The organism is uncultured Devosia sp. (assembly GCF_964244875.1).
In the GTDB taxonomy this organism is placed as follows: Bacteria; Pseudomonadota; Alphaproteobacteria; order Rhizobiales; family Devosiaceae; genus Devosia.
On record NZ_CAXTKA010000004.1, the window covers coordinates 173,703 to 188,285 of the forward strand.

Genomic DNA, 14,583 nt, shown 5'->3' on the forward strand with positions numbered 1-14,583 from the left:
GCTGTCAAGCGCCGCCTCAAGCGGCCCGGCGAATGAGCTTCGCATCACCCAACTTGAAGATTTCGACCACCCGGTCCAGTTCGTTGGCTTGTCCCTCGGTCTGCTCGATGGCGGCATTGGTCTGTTCCACCAGCGCGGCATTGTGCTGGGTCATCTCGTCCATTTGCCGCACCGCTACCGTCACCTCTTCGATCGAATAGGCCTGTTCGCGGCTGGCCCGCGCGATTGCGTCCAGCGAGCGATGATTGTCCTGCACGGCTTCGAGCATCTGCGCCAGCTTGCCGGCGGCATCCGACACCAGCTTGGAGCCGCCTGCCACTTCCTGCGCGCTCTGCTCGATCAACACCTTCACGTCCGCCGATGCGCTGGCTGCCGATTGCGCCAGCCGCCGCACTTCGACGGCTACCACGGCAAAGCCCTTGCCGGCATCGCCGGCCCGCGCCGCTTCCACCGAAGCATTGAGCGCCAAAAGGTTCGTCTGGAAGGCGATATCGTCGATCAATCCGATAATATTGGAAATCTTGCCCGAGCTCTGCGTGATCCGTTCCATGGCCATTGTCGCCTGGTCCATAACCAGCCCGCCGGCCTCGGCCGTTTGCGCGGCGCTGCCTGCCTGCGCACTGGCGGCCTCGGCCTTGCTGGCATTGTCGGCCACGGTCGCCGACAATTGTTCCACCGCCGCGCTCGTCTCCTCGATCGTCGCCGCTTGGCGCGTCGTGCGCTCGCTCAAATCATTGGCACCGGCCAGGATCTCGCTCGTAGCGGTTTTGAGCGCGTCCGAGGTAGTCTTGAGCTGGCCGACGATATCGGTCAGCCGATCGGCAACCGCATTGGTATCGTCCTTGAGCTTGCCGAACGCGCCGTCGTAATTGCCCATGACCCGGCGGTCCAGTTCCGCCCGCGCGATCGATGCCAAAACCCCACTGGTTTCGCCCAATCCGCCTTCAACCGTTGCCACAAGCCGATTGACCGCGTCGGCAACGGCCTGCAATTCGCCATCGGCAAACCCGGTTTCGATGCGCCGCGACAGATCGCCTTCGGCCGCGGCGCCCACGACCGTCGCCAGGCTGCGCGTCAGATCGGCGGCCTCCGCAGCCCGCGCCATGTCAAGCCTTGCATTGGCCTCCGCGCCGACCGCCAACTCCGCTCGGCTGCGCAGGGCTTCGCCAAACACCTTGAGCGTGCTGGCCATTGCCCCGATTTCCGCGATCGTCTGCTGTTCGCTCACCACGACCGATAGGTCACCCTTGGCCAATTGGCGCATGCTCGCGGTCATGCCGACCAGTGGGCGCGTCACGAACCTGCGGCTCAGCAGCACCAAAGCCAGCACCAGTGCCATGATCAGGCCTGCGCCTGCCCAACTTGCCATGCTTGCAAGCCCCGCAATCGCGCGCGTCTCGAGGCCTGCTTGCACATTCTCTGCTTCGATGGTGTCCGAGACCGCCGACATGCCTGTCTCCAAGGTCCGGAACGCCGCTTCGAACGGGTCCAGCTGCGCGGCCGCACCGGCTATGTCGCCGCCTTCGGCCAGGCCCACCAAGGTTTCGGCACTGGCAATGTAGCTGTCGAGCGGCGCTTTGATTTCAGCCAGGGCGTTGCGGATATTGGCCGGCAGGTCGAGCTCGGCCTGGGCGTCGATGGCCGCGTGAAAGGCCTGCCCGTAGTCGGCCAGATCGGTTTTGCTTGCTGCCTGCATGGCCGCATCGGCGATGTTGGCCGCATAAAGCGCGCGGTACACCACGCCGCGCATCGCATCATGCATCATATCCGCCGTCATCTGCTCGCGCATCGAGGACAATAGCGTGGCCGATTGCGCACTCGCCTTGGCAAACACTTGTCCCACGTAAAAGCTCGAACCGGACATCAGCGCTCCGGTGAGCAGGACCGTTGCGGAAACATAGGTGACCATTGTCGCAAATTTCATGAATTGCCGCCCCCAACGGCAAGCCCGACTCGGGCGCCTTGGATAAGATTACGCTGCAGAACTTAATGAAACAGCAACTACGCTATCGGCTCGATCAGGGGCTCTCTAGGCTGCCAGACGCGCCTTGACCGAGCCTGTCTGGCTTCCGGCCAGCGTGAACACCGCCACGATCTGATCCAGCGCCGTGGCTTCGGCCTCGGTCTGCTCCAGTGCCGCATTTGTCTGTTCCACCAAGGCGGCATTGTGCTGGGTCATTTCATCAAGCGTGTTGACCGCTACGGATACTTCGCCGATCGCCACCACTTGCTCCTGGTTTTCGCGCGCCATGGTGTCCATCGTCGCGGTATTGGCACGCGTCCGCTCCAGCATGGTTTGCAGCCGCGCCGCCGCATCAGCCACCAGCCGGCTGCCTTGCGCCACTTCGCTCGCCGACTGCTCGATCAGCCGCTTGATATCGGCCGAAGCACCGGCCGCCGATTGCGCCAGCCGCCGCACTTCCACGGCCACCACTGCAAACCCTTTACCGGCGTCCCCCGCTCGCGCCGCCTCTACCGATGCGTTCAGCGCCAGAAGGTTGGTCTGGAACGCAATATCGTCGATCAGCCCGATAATGTTGGAAATCTTGCCCGAGGAAGTCTCTATGCCCAGCATGGCCGCATTGGCCTGCTCCATCACGGCGCCGCCTTCTTCGGCAGATTTGGCCACCAGTCCTGCATCGAGACTCGCCTGGTGCGCCAGCTTGGCATTGCGCGCCACCGTGGCCGCCAATTGTTCCATGACCGCAGCGGTCTCTTCGATCGTTGCCGCCTGCCTCGTCGTCCGTTCGCTCAAGTCATTGGCACCCGAAAGGATTTCCCCGGTCGCGATCTTGAGCGACCGCGAGGTTGTCTTGAGCTGCCCCACTACCGCGCCGAACTTGTCCACCGTGTCGTTGAGCGCTGTGCGCAGCCCTTCGAACTCGGTCTGGAACGGCGTCTCGAGGCGCGAACTCAGATCGCCCGCCGCCAGCTTTGCCAGTCCCGCGCCGACAGCCGCCACGGCCTGCTTGCGGGCCGTGACATCGGTGGCAAACTGCACGATCTTGTAGGGCACGCCATCAACGCCCAGGATCGGCGTGAACGTGCTTTGAATCCACACTTCACGCCCGTCCCGTCGGCGCCGCCGATATTCTCCGCTCTTGAACGCCCCGCCCGCCAGCTCCCGCCAGAACGATTTATAGCTCTCGGACTGCGGATCGGCATCAAACAGGAACAGCGCATTGGGCTGGCCCTGAACCGCTTCGGCATCGTAACCAAGCAGGTCGAGCAGGTTCTGGTTGACCGTCCGCACCTCGCCCGCAAGCGTGAACTCCACCACCAGCTGCGACGCCGAAATGGCGCTGAGCTGTCCGGCATGGTCAGCTGCGCGCTCCAAGTGCTTGCCGCTCTGCTCGCCCAATTCCGCCATGCGCAGGCTATTGCTGCGGAAGACCTCCACGGCCCGGGCCATCGCTCCCATTTCATTGCGCCGGTCGGTGTAGGGAACATGGGTCTGCAACGCCCCGGCCGCCATGGCGCCCATGACCGACGATAATCGCCGCACCGGCCGGCTCAGCCGTTGCGACAGCAGCAGCGCCAGGCCGCCAGTGACTGCCAGTGCCACCCCGCCAACCACCAGCAGCATGGTCATGGTGCGTCCCACCACCGCCTCGACCGGCGCTTTGGCGACCGCCACCTGCAACGCCCCGATGAGGGTGCCGTTTTCCATGCGGATCGGCTGGTAGCGGGTGAAATAGCCTATCCCCGCAATGGTTTCTTCCTGCCGCACGGCCTGTCCGCCGGCAAGTGCCTCGAACATGGGCGTTCCCTTGGCGATCGGCGCATCCAGCCGCCGCTCGCCAGTTCCGTCCATAAAGCTTGTAGTGTTGACTTGCAGGTTGTCGGGCGCCGCCGGATCAAGCAGGTAGAGCGAGACCGGCTCGCGTGTTACCCCGGCAATGCCGTCGATCACGTCATGGCTGCGAAACTTGCGCATCATGTTGATGCTCAGATCGGTGACATCGCCGCTTCCGTCGGCCACGATGCCCAGATTGGGCAGGTTATAGGCCAGGATCTGTGCCGCGATCCGGGTCGAGCTGGCGATTGCCGCAGTCGCCGTCTCGCGCGTCGTACCCGCAAGGCTGATCCATAAGCCCAGCAAAACCGCTGCAATCGACAACAGGATCGCGCTAATCACCATTGCCGCAATCGCGGAGGTCAATTTGAGGTTGACCAACACCTTGCCAAGGGCCTTGCCCATCCGTCACTCCTGGCGGCGCAGGGCCGCAACGATCACCTGTGATCCCAAAGTGGAGGCAAAATCTTAAGCATAAGTTTCAAAGCAAAGAATTCGTATGAATTTCAATGACTTGCACATATTTTAGGCAGAACGACCAGTTCAATGGAAAGGCCGCCTCCTTGTGGAGACGGCCTTTACGCAGATGCAGGCTGCAAGCCAAGCCAACCGGGTAAGTCTAGTGAACGTGACCGCCGTTCAGCTGCCCGGCCTCGATCGCCAGGTTCAGCAAGCCGCTGACCACGTCCTGGGCATATGATTTCTCGTCCGGCGAATTGGCCTTTGCCAGTTCTTCCTCGGCCTGCTTGATCTGTGCGGCGAGATCGGCATGGTCGAACTCGGAATAGGGCGAAGCCTCTTCGGCCAGGATTGTCAAGCCGTCGGCAGACACATCGGCAAACCCGCCACGCACGAAATAGATTTCGTCGCGTCCGCTGGCGCCATTGACGGTGATGAAACCCGGCCGCAACGTCGTCATGAACGGCGCGTGCTCGTTCATGACCGTAAAATACCCTTCGGTCCCCGGCACGGTAACCGACTCGACGACTTCGGACAGCACCAGTCGCTCGGGCGACACGATCTCAATTCTGAGGCCTTCAGCCATTCATTGGGTCCTTGAGCAAGAAATCCGGCATGCTGGTTGGCCCGCTGATCCCAGCGAGCCATGCAGCGTCAACTAGGCAGCTTGGGCTGCCAATTTTTGCGCCTTCTTGACCGCATCCTCGATGGTCCCGACCATGTAGAAAGCCGCCTCCGGCAAGTGATCATATTCACCCGCCACCAGGCCCTTGAAGCCCTTGATGGTATCTTCGAGCTGCACGAACACGCCGGGCGAGCCGGTGAACACTTCGGCCACGTCAAAAGGCTGGCTCATGAAGCGCTCGACCTTGCGCGCCCGCGCCACGGTGAGCTTGTCTTCTTCGCTGAGCTCATCCATGCCCAGGATGGCGATGATGTCCTGCAGCGCCTTGTACTTCTGCAACACTTCCTGGACGCGGCGGGCCACGTCGTAGTGATCCTGGCCGACGACATTGGCATCAAGGATACGCGAGTTGGACGCCAGCGGATCGACGGCCGGGTAGATGCCCTTTTCCGAAATCGCGCGGTTCAGCACCGTCACGGCGTCGAAATGGGCAAACGAAGTCGCCGGCGCCGGGTCGGTCAGATCGTCGGCCGGCACGTACACGGCCTGCACCGAGGTGATCGATCCCTTGTTGGTGGTGGTGATGCGCTCCTGCATCTGCCCCATGTCGGTGGCCAGCGTCGGCTGGTACCCCACCGCGGACGGAATACGGCCGAGCAGCGCCGACATTTCGGCGCCGGCCTGGGTAAAGCGGAAAATATTGTCCACGAAGAACAAGACGTCCTGCCCCTGGTCGCGGAAATTTTCAGCCACGGTCAGGCCCGTCAGCGCCACGCGGGCGCGCGCGCCCGGCGGCTCGTTCATCTGGCCAAACACCAGTGCGCACTTGGAGCCGGCAGCAGAGCCGCCATTTTCATGGGGGTCCTTGTTCACGCCCGACTCGATCATTTCGTGATAGAGATCGTTACCCTCGCGCGTGCGTTCACCCACGCCCGCAAACACCGAATAACCGCCATGCGCCTTGGCAACGTTGTTGATCAATTCCTGGATCAAGACGGTCTTGCCCACGCCGGCGCCGCCCATCAGGCCGATCTTGCCGCCGCGCGCATAGGGCGCGATCAAATCGACAACCTTGATGCCGGTGACCAGAACCTGCGACTCCGGGCTCTGCTCGGCAAACGCCGGAGCATCCTGGTGAATTTCGCGGGTGGCTTCGCCCGAGATCGGGCCGGCTTCATCGATCGGCTCGCCGATGACGTTCATGATGCGGCCCAAGGTCGCTTCGCCCACCGGCACCGAAATGGCGCCGCCCAAATCCGTCACTTCGGCGCCGCGCACCAGTCCTTCAGTGGTGTCCATGGCAATGGTGCGCACCGCGTTTTCGCCGAGATGCTGCGCCACTTCCAGCACCAGGCGCTGGCCGTTATTGTAGGTTTCCAATGCATTGAGAATCGCGGGCAGGTGATCGTCGAACGTGACGTCCACGACGGCGCCGATGACCTGCGATACGCGACCGGCCTTTTTGTCTGCCATTTGTTCGTCCTCGCTGATGATTAGAGCGCTTCCGCGCCCGAAATGATTTCGATGAGTTCCTTGGTGATCTGGGCCTGGCGCTGGCGATTATAGCTCAGCTGCAGCTTGCCGATCATTTCTCCGGCGTTCCGGGTGGCATTGTCCATGGCCGACATCTGCGCGCCATAAAACGATGCCGAATTTTCCAGCAGCGCCCGCAACACCTGTACCGCAATATTGCGCGGCAGCAGGTCTTCCACGATCGCCTCTTCGCTGGGCTCATATTCATAAGGCACAGTCGCTGCCTCGGCATTGCCTTCGCCCGTCGGCTTGTCGAGCTTGGCCGGAATAAGCTGCAGCGCCGTCGGCACCTGGCTGATCACCGAGCCGAACTTGGCAAAAAACAGCGTGGCCACGTCGAACTCGCCGACATTGAACATGGCCAGCACCTTTTCGGCGACCTGTTGGGCCTGGACAAACCCGACCTGCTTGATCTCGCGAAAATTGAACGTGTCCACGATCAGCTGCGGATACTGCCGACGCAGGATATCGTTGCCCTTGCGCCCCACGGTCAGGATTTTGACGGTCTTGCCCTGGCTGAGCAGCTTGGCCGCGTGCTCGCGCGCCAGCCGCGCGATGGACGAGTTGAAGCCGCCCGCAAGGCCGCGTTCACCTGTCGCCACGACCAGCAGATGCACCTGGTCCTTGCCCGTGCCGCCCAGCAGCGCCGGAGCGTTTTCCTGCCCGTCATAGACGGCGCCCAGCGCGGCCAGCACCTTGCCCATGCGCTCGGCATAGGGGCGCGCCGCCACGGCCGCATCCTGCGCGCGGCGCAATTTTGCGGCCGCGACCATCTGCATGGCCTTGGTGATCTTCTGGGTCGATTTGACCGAGTCGATCCGGTTCTTGAGGTCCTTTAGCGAAGGCATGGGCCTGTCGTCTCCTGGGCCTTAGGCCGCGTAGGTCTTCTTGACGTCATCGAGCGCCGATTTGAGCTTGGCGCGAGTATCGTCGCTCAACTGCTTTTCGCTGGCGATCGTGCCGAGCAGTTCAGCATGCTTGCCGCGCAGCGCCGACAACACGGTCTTTTCAAAGTCGGCAACCTTGTTGACCGGGATGGAGTCAAGATACCCGTTGGCGCCGGCAAAGATCACAGCCACCTGCTCCTCGGTCTTGAGCGGGGAAAACTGAGGTTGCTTGAGCAATTCGGTCAGCCGGGCGCCACGGTTCAACAGCCGCTGCGTCGAGGCATCCAGGTCCGATCCGAACTGGGCAAAAGCGGCCATTTCACGATATTGGCTGAGCTCGCCCTTGAGCGAGCCCGCAACCTGCTTCATCGCCTTGATCTGGGCCGAACCACCCACGCGGCTCACTGACAGACCCACGTTCACGGCCGGCCGGATACCTTGGAAGAACAGGTTGGTCTCAAGGAAAATCTGCCCGTCGGTGATCGAAATCACATTGGTCGGGATATAGGCCGACACGTCATTCGCCTGCGTTTCGATCACCGGCAGCGCGGTGAGCGATCCCAGGCCATGGTCTTCATTCAGCTTTGCCGCGCGCTCGAGCAGGCGCGAGTGCAGATAGAAGACGTCACCCGGATAGGCCTCGCGCCCCGGCGGGCGGCGCAGCAACAGCGACATCTGGCGGTAGGCCACGGCCTGCTTGGTCAGATCGTCATAGGCTATCACGGCATGCATGCCATTGTCGCGGAAGAACTCGCCGATGGCACAGCCGGTGAACGGCGCGATATATTGCAGCGGCGCCGGATCGGACGCTGTCGCGGCGATCACCACGGAATATTGCAGCGCGCCGGCGTCTTCGAGCTGGCGCACGAATTGCGCCACGGTTGAGCGCTTCTGACCGATCGCGACATAGATGCAATAGAGCTTGTCGGTTTCCGACGCGCCCGCATCATGGGCCGGCTTCTGGTTGAGGAACGTGTCGAGAATGATCGCCGACTTGCCGGTCTGGCGATCGCCGATGATCAGCTCGCGCTGGCCACGACCGATCGGGATCAGCGCATCGATGGCCTTGAGGCCGGTCGACATCGGCTCGTGCACCGACTTGCGCGGCAGGATGCCCGGCGCCTTGACGTCGACGCGGCGGCGTTCGGTGTGCTCGATCGGGCCCTTGCCGTCGATCGGATTGCCAAGTCCATCGACCACGCGGCCCAGCAGGCCCTTGCCGACCGGGGTGTCCACGATCGAGCCGGTGCGCTTGACGACATCGCCTTCCTTGATCGAGCGGTCATTGCCAAAGATCACGACGCCGACATTGTCGGTTTCAAGGTTCAGTGCCATGCCCTTGATACCGCCCGGGAACTCCACGAGCTCACCGGCCTGCACCTTGTCCAGGCCATAGACGCGCGCAATGCCATCGCCGACGCTGAGCACCTGGCCGACTTCGGAGACCTGGGCTTCCTGGCCGAAATTCTTGATCTGGTCCTTGAGGATCGCAGAAATTTCCGCGGCTTTGATGTCCATTATCCGACCTCTTTCATGGCGATCTTCATCGCAGCGAGTTTTGTCTTGAGGGATGAGTCGATCATCTGGCTGCCGACCTTCACCTGAAGGCCGCCAATGAGCGATGCATCGACGAATTGATTGAGCGTGACGGTCTTGCCGATCCTGGTCTTGAGCGTCTCAGCCAGCTCGGCAACCTGTGCGCCTGTCAACGGTGCGGCCGATGTAACCTCGGCCGTGACTTCCCCGCGCGCTTTGGCCGCGAGTTCGCGAAAGCCCACGATGATCTGGTCCATCGCGAACAGGCGTCCGTTCCGGGCCACCAGCTTGAGAAAATTGGCCACGAGCCCATTGGTACTGGCCTTGGCCAGAAGGGCGTCGAGCGCAACGGCCTTGGCATCGCCGGTAATCACCGGAGACCGCAGGAACCGGGAGAAATCTTCGCTTTCCCCGATCAGCCGGGAAATGTCGGACAGCGACGTTTCGACCGACGCCAGCTGGTTCTCGCTTTCAGCGAGGTCGAACAGCGCCGACGCATACGGTCGCGCAATCTGCACAAGCACTGAATTCTGCGCTGCCAATGCCGCATCACCCTCTTGGTTGCCGCCTGCCTCTTCGTCTCAGAACTCGAAGGAACCCAGGCGATCACTGACGCTTGTTGTTTTGGTGAGAATGGGGCCGTCTGGAGACCCCTTCAAGGTTGCGCTGGCTCTAGCACAAGCCCCGCGCGGCTTGCAAGGCTTGGGGGTGAGATTCACGGCTGACGAAAGTGTCGCAGGGGCCTCTTAACGCTTGTTGCGCATCACCGCGGCTTCCAGCGTTTGCCGGATGAACCTTTGATAGGGTACGCCGTCTTGCCGGGCGCAGACCTTGACGGCGTCGAGCAGGTCTTGGGAGACACGCATGCTGATCGTGGTCGCCTTCGGCCTGAATTCATAGTTCACTGGCTTCCCTCCGCTCAGATCAAACTGCGTCAAGTCGCTGTTCCCTACGAATTCCTCGGCGTCCTCGTCGCTCGCGAAGCTTGGCAATGCAGCCTTTTCAACGTTAAGCTTGCTCATAATACTCTACCTCCTTGGCATGCATGTACCGAGCGCTGATCGGGCGAACCAAGTGCAAACCGCCAACTGCGCGTATCGTCCAAACCACAAAGATATGGCGCCCGGCAGACGACTGACCAATGCCGCGCAAGCGGCTTTCACCTGGAAAAGGATCTGGCAACACGATCAAGCTACCGGATACGAATAGCGCCTCGATGTCCTGCAATGGCACGCCATGCTTGCAGCACTTCTCACGATTGCCGTCGTCCCATTGGAAGCCATTGATCTGCACCATATCACCAGATACATGTCGTGACAAACGTCATTACATAAAGCTCATCGGATCGATATCGACCTGGACCCGCAGATTGCCCGTCACTTTCTCCGCCGATCCCAGCCAGAACCGCACATAGCCGCTGAGGTCGAAATCCTTGCCCGATTGCGCCAGAAGCCGCACCCGGTGGCGGCCGCGCACCATGGCCACCGGCGCATCGGCCGGGCCGAACAGTTTGACCCCCTCGGCCATTGGGGCCGCCGAGAGCAGTTTTTTGGCAAATCCCATTGCCGCGTCGTGTTCGTTGGCCGAAACGATCAACGCCGCCAGCCGCCCGAACGGGGGCAGCCCGCCTGCCTCGCGGGCCAGCAATTCATGGCTGTAAAACGCCTCGCGATCCCCGCTCACCATGGCCCGCATCACCGGATGCTCGGGATGATAGGTCTGCAAGAACGCCTTGCCGGTGCGCGACGCCCGCCCGGCCCGGCCCGCCACCTGGGTCAGGATTTGGAACGTTTTCTCCGCCGCCCGCGGATCGCCATGCGCCAGCCCCAGATCGGCATCGAGCACGCCCACCACCGAGAGCTTTTCGAAATGATGACCCTTGGCCACCAACTGCGTGCCGATGATCAGATCGAACTCACCCTTCTCGATTTCGGTGAAGCGATCGCGCAATTGCGCGTTGCTGCCCATGTCCGAGGACAGGATGACCCGGCGCGCATCGGGAAACCGCGCCGCAGCTTCCTCGGCGACCCGTTCGATGCCCGGGCCCACCGCGGTCAGCGTATCGGCCTCGCCGCACTTGCCGCACACCTTTGGCGTGCGCACTTCGTGCCCGCAATGGTGGCACATCAACACGCCGCGAAACCGGTGCTCCACCATCCAGGCCGAACAATCAGGACATTGATATTGATGTCCGCAGGCGCGGCACAGCGTCAGCGGCGCATAGCCGCGCCGGTTGAGGAACAGCAGCGCCTGCTCGCCACGCTCGATTGCCGCAAACACTTCCCGCGCCAGTCGTGGCGCGATCCATTGGCCTTTTTCCGGCCCGTCCACCCGCATGTCGATCGCCGTGATGTCGGGCATCGCCGCCTCGGCAAAGCGCGCAGTCAGCAGCACATGCGCGTACCGGCCCACATTGGCATTGTTGCGTGTCTCGACGGACGGCGTTGCCGACGACAGGATCACCCGTGCATTGGCCAGGTGCGCACGCACCACCGCCATGTCCCGCCCGTGATAGTTGACGCCTTCAGACTGCTTGTAGGCCCCGTCATGCTCCTCATCGAGCACCAGCATGCCCAGTTCGCGAAACGGCAGAAACAGCGCCGATCGTGCGCCCACTACTGCCCGCACCGTGCCGTCCAGCACCCCGCGCCACACCTTGCCGCGCTGCACCGGCGTCATGTCCGAATGCCACTCGGCCGGTTTGGTCCCGAACCGCTTGCTGAATCGCTCCAGAAAGGTATGCGTCAGCGCGATTTCGGGCAGCAGGATCAAGGCCTGCCGGCCCACCCTCAAGGTATCGGCAACGGCCTCGAAGAACACTTCGGTCTTGCCGCCACCGGTCACTCCATCGAGCAGTGCCACGCCGAACGCATGCGCATCGAGCGCGGCGATCTGGGCCAGCGCCGCCTCTTGCGCACTGTTCAGCACCGCGACCGCCCCGTTCGGATCGGGGATCGAAACCACCGGCGGCGGCACCATCTGCAGCCGTTCCAAGGCCCCGGCCCGCTCCAGCCCTTCAATGACCGAGGCCGAAACTCCGGCGGCTCCGATCAGCGCCGCCTTGGGCCAGGCCTCGCCATCATTGAGCACATCGAGTACGCGCAACCGCGCCGGCGTCAGCCGATCCGGCTCTTGTCCCGTCCGCCGAAACGCCACCAACGGCTTGGGCGCTTCCAGCGCCTCGCTCGAGCGCAGCACCGCCCGCAACACCTGTCCGGGAGGGGCCAGCGTATAGCGGGCGATCCAATCCACCAGCCTCAGCAATTCCTCGCTTAACGGCGGCACGTCATAGGCGTAGGCTATGTCCTTGAGCCGGTTATGGGCCACCATGTCCTTGGGCAGCCCCCACACCACGCCCAACGTCAGCCGCGGCCCCAGGGGCACCGAGACGATCGAGCCACGGCTTACCCGCATGCCGGGTGGCACGCGATAAGAATAGGGGCCCTCCACGGCTACCCCCACCATCACCGCCACTATGTCCGGGTGCTGTTCCATTTGTGCTCGTTCTGTTCGCATTTTCAGCAGGGGAAAAGCAAGTGATTTTGCCAAGGCCTGGCGCCAACCCCGTCTTGCGCTACGATTTTCTAACCGCTTCGGATTAGGCTCTGCCCATGGCCGATTCTGCCTTTGCCACCGATGACGTCATGCGCGCCCAGATCAGCCTGTGGCAGCGCGAACTCGGCTCCGTGCGGCGCTTGGCGGACAATACGATCGAGGCCTATGCGCGCGATCTGGACCAGTTCCTGGCGTTTTTGTGCACCCATACCGGTGGACCGGTAAGCCTGGTGACGCTCGCGGATTTGCGCGCCGCCGATATCCGCGCCTTCATGGCCCGGCGCCGCACCGAGAGCCTGGGGTCGCGCTCGCTGGCCCGGGTGCTGTCGGCGCTCAAATCCTTTTTCCGCTTCCTGGAGCGCGAAGGCGTGCTGGCCACCGAGGCACTCAACATCATCCGCACCCCCAGGCTGGCGCGCACCTTGCCCAAGGCGCTGACCGTCGTCGAGGCGCGCGGCACCATCACCACCACCGCCGCGATTGAAGAGCGCCCCTGGATCGCGGCACGCGACATGGCTGTGCTCTCGCTGTGCTATGGCGCCGGCCTGCGCATTGCCGAGGCTTTGGCGGTCACCCGCAGCGATCTCGAAGGCACGGCGTTGCGCGTCACCGGCAAGGGCGGCAAGATCCGCCTGGTGCCGCTGATCGATACCGTTCGCCGTGCCATCGATGTCTATCTTGAGCTGTGTCCATTCAAGCTTTGGCCCGAGGAGCCGCTGTTCCGGGGCCTGCGGGGCGGCGTGCTGTCGCCGCGGCTGGTGCAATTGCGGGTCGCCCAACTGCGCGGGGCACTCGGACTGCCGCCCTCGGCGACACCCCATGCGCTGCGCCATTCCTTTGCCACGCACCTGCTCAGCCGCGGCGGCGATCTGCGGGCGATCCAGGAATTGCTGGGCCATGCCTCGCTGTCCACCACCCAGATCTACACCGCCGTCGATACCGAACGCCTGCTGGACAGTTACCGAAAAGCGCATCCGCGCGGCTGATTCGTTAGCATCCTGCTCACTTTGACAGTGACAAATCTTCGGTGTACGAGCTTGGCCATGCGCTTATCCAACATTCTCCTTCTTACGATCCGGATTTCTGGCTCCCTTTGGGTCCGGAACGCGCGCTGACGCCTTAAGCGACGTCGTGTTCACCGGCCCGCCCTTCGGCGCCGGTGCCGCAGGCGGGTCCTTCAAGGACTGCACCAATGTCATCGCCTGCCGCGACCACCACTGCCGCCGATCCCCTGGGCTATGCCTTCGCCGTTGGCGGGGCGATCCTGTTTTCCTCCAAGTCCATCCTGATCAAGCTCGCCTATGCCCAGGGCGCGCCCACCGAAACGCTGCTGGCACTGCGCATGCTGGTGGCGCTGCCGGTTTATCTGATCATCATGGTGACCATCCTGCGGCGCGACCCCGGCCTGCGCCGCAAGCTGTCACCCGCCACGGTGATCCCCGCCATGGGCACCGGCATCCTGGGCTATTACATTTCCAGCTATCTCGATTTCGCGGCACTCAATTTCATCACCGCCCAATATGGCCGGCTGGTGCTGTTCACCTATCCCTTTTTCGTCGTGCTGTTCGGTGCCCTGTTCTTCCGCGAGCGCTTTGACTGGCGCATCGTGCCCGGCATGCTGGTGGCCTATGGCGGCATCGTGCTGCTGTTCGGCTGGAGCCTGGTGTCCGAGCCTGAAGGGCTGTGGCAAGGCACGCTGCTGGTGCTGACTGCCGCCGTGACTTTCGCCTTTTACCAATTGTTCGCCCGCGACCGCATGCGCCAGCTTGGCACCGGGCTGTTCACCTGTATCGGCATGTCGACCGCCGCCCTCTGCGCCATCGGCCAGAGCGCGGTCATCGGGGGCATCGATGCCTTCACCCGCTTGCCGCCACTGGTATGGGTCTATGGCTTGGGGCTGGGCGTCTTTGCCACGGTCTTGCCGTCGTTTCTGATGAATGCCGCCATTGCCCGGATCGGCCCGCGCGCCAATGCCTCGACCGCCGCCTTTGGCCCTATCGTTACCATTGCCTTCGCGGTGATTTTCCTGTCCGAACCATTTACCGTCTTTCACGCGATCGGCACGGCGCTGGTCATCCTGGGTTCAGTCATGTTCAGCCATGCCGAGCGCCGGGCCAGGCACCGCCAGGCCTGAATCCTCTGGCAAAGACTTTGGCCTGCCGCAAAGCCGCTGTAATGTGCAGCCAGCCTTG

At 62.8% G+C, this 14,583-nt stretch carries 12 protein-coding genes; 2 read left to right on the top strand and 10 right to left on the bottom strand.

The window, feature by feature from the left end:
* Window positions 1–16 precede the first annotated feature (16 nt).
* The 10 genes from ACFE8X_RS07135 to ACFE8X_RS07180 all read right to left on the bottom strand — a co-directional run bounded on the left by ACFE8X_RS07135 (window position 17) and on the right by ACFE8X_RS07180 (window position 12,331).
* The gene (locus ACFE8X_RS07135; RefSeq protein ID WP_375450761.1) at window positions 17–1,924 is read right to left on the bottom strand and encodes a methyl-accepting chemotaxis protein; all 1,908 of its coding nucleotides are present in this window, start codon (window positions 1,922–1,924) and stop codon (window positions 17–19) included.
* A gap of 105 nt (window positions 1,925–2,029) precedes the next feature.
* On the bottom strand, window positions 2,030–4,201 hold the full coding sequence (locus ACFE8X_RS07140) for a methyl-accepting chemotaxis protein (RefSeq protein WP_375450762.1): 2,172 nt from the start codon (window positions 4,199–4,201) through the stop codon (window positions 2,030–2,032).
* A 214-nt stretch (window positions 4,202–4,415) separates the two neighbouring features.
* Window positions 4,416–4,841: a F0F1 ATP synthase subunit epsilon gene (locus ACFE8X_RS07145; RefSeq protein WP_375450763.1), complete on the bottom strand. Its 426-nt coding sequence runs from the start codon at window positions 4,839–4,841 to the stop codon at window positions 4,416–4,418.
* A 72-nt stretch (window positions 4,842–4,913) separates the two neighbouring features.
* Window positions 4,914–6,353 (bottom strand): F0F1 ATP synthase subunit beta, encoded by a 1,440-nt coding sequence (atpD, locus tag ACFE8X_RS07150; RefSeq protein ID WP_375450764.1) that lies wholly within the window; start codon window positions 6,351–6,353, stop codon window positions 4,914–4,916.
* Window positions 6,354–6,373: 20 nt separating this feature from the next.
* Window positions 6,374–7,261 (bottom strand): F0F1 ATP synthase subunit gamma, encoded by an 888-nt coding sequence (locus ACFE8X_RS07155; protein WP_375450765.1) that lies wholly within the window; start codon window positions 7,259–7,261, stop codon window positions 6,374–6,376.
* Between the two features lie 21 nt (window positions 7,262–7,282).
* A complete protein-coding gene (atpA, locus tag ACFE8X_RS07160) occupies window positions 7,283–8,818 on the bottom strand; it encodes a F0F1 ATP synthase subunit alpha (RefSeq protein ID WP_375450766.1) in 1,536 nt (511 codons plus the stop codon).
* Window positions 8,818–9,360, bottom strand: a complete 543-nt coding sequence (locus ACFE8X_RS07165; RefSeq protein WP_375450767.1) for a F0F1 ATP synthase subunit delta — start codon at window positions 9,358–9,360, stop codon at window positions 8,818–8,820. Before ACFE8X_RS07165 ends, atpA begins: the two co-directional genes overlap by 1 nt.
* A 222-nt stretch (window positions 9,361–9,582) precedes the next feature.
* A complete protein-coding gene (locus ACFE8X_RS07170; RefSeq protein ID WP_375450768.1) occupies window positions 9,583–9,858 on the bottom strand; it encodes a BrnA antitoxin family protein in 276 nt (91 codons plus the stop codon).
* Window positions 9,845–10,132: a BrnT family toxin gene (locus ACFE8X_RS07175; RefSeq protein WP_375450769.1), complete on the bottom strand. Its 288-nt coding sequence runs from the start codon at window positions 10,130–10,132 to the stop codon at window positions 9,845–9,847. Before ACFE8X_RS07175 ends, ACFE8X_RS07170 begins: the two co-directional genes overlap by 14 nt.
* Before the next feature lie 30 nt (window positions 10,133–10,162).
* Window positions 10,163–12,331, bottom strand: a complete 2,169-nt coding sequence (locus ACFE8X_RS07180) for a primosomal protein N' (protein ID WP_375450770.1) — start codon at window positions 12,329–12,331, stop codon at window positions 10,163–10,165.
* 116 nt (window positions 12,332–12,447) lie between these two features.
* Here ACFE8X_RS07180 and ACFE8X_RS07185 point away from each other — a divergent pair, with 116 nt between their 5' ends.
* A complete protein-coding gene (locus ACFE8X_RS07185) occupies window positions 12,448–13,377 on the top strand; it encodes a tyrosine recombinase XerC (RefSeq protein ID WP_375450771.1) in 930 nt (309 codons plus the stop codon).
* A gap of 206 nt (window positions 13,378–13,583) precedes the next feature.
* Window positions 13,584–14,525: a DMT family transporter gene (locus tag ACFE8X_RS07190; protein ID WP_375450772.1), complete on the top strand. Its 942-nt coding sequence runs from the start codon at window positions 13,584–13,586 to the stop codon at window positions 14,523–14,525.
* Window positions 14,526–14,583 lie beyond the last annotated feature (58 nt).

What these genes read in the sequence shown, in the direction of transcription:
- ACFE8X_RS07170 (WP_375450768.1), bottom strand. Translation starts at nt 9,858, where the DNA reads ATGAGCAAGCTTAACGTTGAAAAGGCTGCATTGCCAAGCTTCGCGAGC.
- atpA (WP_375450766.1), bottom strand. Translation starts at nt 8,818, where the DNA reads ATGGACATCAAAGCCGCGGAAATTTCTGCGATCCTCAAGGACCAGATC.
- atpD (WP_375450764.1), bottom strand. Translation starts at nt 6,353, where the DNA reads ATGGCAGACAAAAAGGCCGGTCGCGTATCGCAGGTCATCGGCGCCGTC.
- ACFE8X_RS07155 (WP_375450765.1), bottom strand. Translation starts at nt 7,261, where the DNA reads ATGCCTTCGCTAAAGGACCTCAAGAACCGGATCGACTCGGTCAAATCG.
- ACFE8X_RS07145 (WP_375450763.1), bottom strand. Translation starts at nt 4,841, where the DNA reads ATGGCTGAAGGCCTCAGAATTGAGATCGTGTCGCCCGAGCGACTGGTG.
- ACFE8X_RS07185 (WP_375450771.1), top strand. Translation starts at nt 12,448, where the DNA reads ATGGCCGATTCTGCCTTTGCCACCGATGACGTCATGCGCGCCCAGATC.
- ACFE8X_RS07135 (WP_375450761.1), bottom strand. Translation starts at nt 1,924, where the DNA reads ATGAAATTTGCGACAATGGTCACCTATGTTTCCGCAACGGTCCTGCTC.
- ACFE8X_RS07175 (WP_375450769.1), bottom strand. Translation starts at nt 10,132, where the DNA reads ATGGTGCAGATCAATGGCTTCCAATGGGACGACGGCAATCGTGAGAAG.
- ACFE8X_RS07140 (WP_375450762.1), bottom strand. Translation starts at nt 4,201, where the DNA reads ATGGGCAAGGCCCTTGGCAAGGTGTTGGTCAACCTCAAATTGACCTCC.
- ACFE8X_RS07180 (WP_375450770.1), bottom strand. Translation starts at nt 12,331, where the DNA reads ATGGAACAGCACCCGGACATAGTGGCGGTGATGGTGGGGGTAGCCGTG.
- ACFE8X_RS07190 (WP_375450772.1), top strand. Translation starts at nt 13,584, where the DNA reads ATGTCATCGCCTGCCGCGACCACCACTGCCGCCGATCCCCTGGGCTAT.